2 protein-coding genes are annotated in these 946 nt (G+C 42.9%); one reads left to right on the forward strand and one right to left on the reverse strand.

Translation table 11 applies throughout. The features are described 5' to 3' along the window. Positions 1-311: hypothetical protein (locus tag EAO38_RS08560; protein ID WP_235852595.1), on the forward strand; the 311-nt coding region annotated here is incomplete at its 5' end. On the opposite strand, the gene EAO38_RS08565 is transcribed toward EAO38_RS08560, so the two are convergent. Then, positions 298-903: a thiamine pyrophosphate-dependent enzyme gene (locus EAO38_RS08565; RefSeq protein ID WP_235852596.1), complete on the reverse strand. Its 606-nt coding sequence runs from the start codon at positions 901-903 to the stop codon at positions 298-300. The two genes, EAO38_RS08560 and EAO38_RS08565, sit on opposite strands and share 14 nt — an antisense overlap. Between the last annotated feature and the right edge of the window lie 43 nt (positions 904-946).

The raw sequence follows: 946 nt of genomic DNA on the forward strand, positions 1-946 counted from the left end.
CCCTAATGCCCTATGTTTTCCTAGTCTTTGCAATAGGCCTGCTCACAAGTGGGCTCACTCTGCTCCACTACATCCAAGAGAACACGCTGTTAAAAGAGAGATTACACCTAGCCCACGCCCAATTGGAGCGTCAAAACACCCAAATCAAAGCCCTAGAGCTAGACACCCAAAAATACCAGCAAACAAAACCCGCCCAAATTAAGACCATCAAAGAACGTTACAAGGACCCCATAGACATTAAAAAATTACACACTTGTGAACAACAATTAAACCACATCCAACATCTGCTAGATGTCTTTAAGAATCACTAGAGTCCTTGACCATGCGCATGAGCTCTTGGGTGCTCATCTTGGAATAATCCTCGCTCAAACTCTCTTGGGCAATTAGGTTTTCCTTCCCAAACAAAGAGATCTTCAGCTCGCTAAACATTTTGACCACCTTTTCAGCGGCCGCAATAATGACGGGGTTCCCCTTAGAATCATGCAGATTATTACGCACCATCTTTAATAATTCGTCTTTGGCAATGATGGCGGCAAGTAGAATGTTCTTATTGATAAAGTGTAAATTCATGGCTTTTAGCAAGAGTTCATCGCTGGAAGTTTCTAAGATGCATTCCATCACGATGGGGTCTACTTCAATATGCTTTAAATTCTCGCGGATACTCTCTTTAATTTCGCTCTTCTTAGCTCCTAAAAATGTGTGCACATTGTGGGTGGTCAAGTCGTCTTTAATCACCTCCACTTGCACGTCCTTAACCGCTTGAAAGGCTTTCCATTTCTCATTATGCGCCCAATAGGTGATCGTCCGGTAAGGCACATTAAAGAGCTTTGCTAGGTCTTTAAAGCTGATTTCATGGGTTTCATAATGCGCGCGCGCATGCTCTTTTTCAGGTCTAACTGGCATGCCAAAAGTCTAGCAAAGGCCTTAAGAATTTTTCAAGGGTTAA

Source organism: Helicobacter vulpis (assembly GCF_003660395.1).
GTDB lineage: Bacteria > Campylobacterota > Campylobacteria > Campylobacterales > Helicobacteraceae > Helicobacter > Helicobacter vulpis.

Bases quoted from the DNA above. Each gene is read 5' to 3' on its own strand.
- EAO38_RS08565 (WP_235852596.1), bottom strand. From the start codon at position 903: ATGCCAGTTAGACCTGAAAAAGAGCATGCGCGCGCGCATTATGAAACC.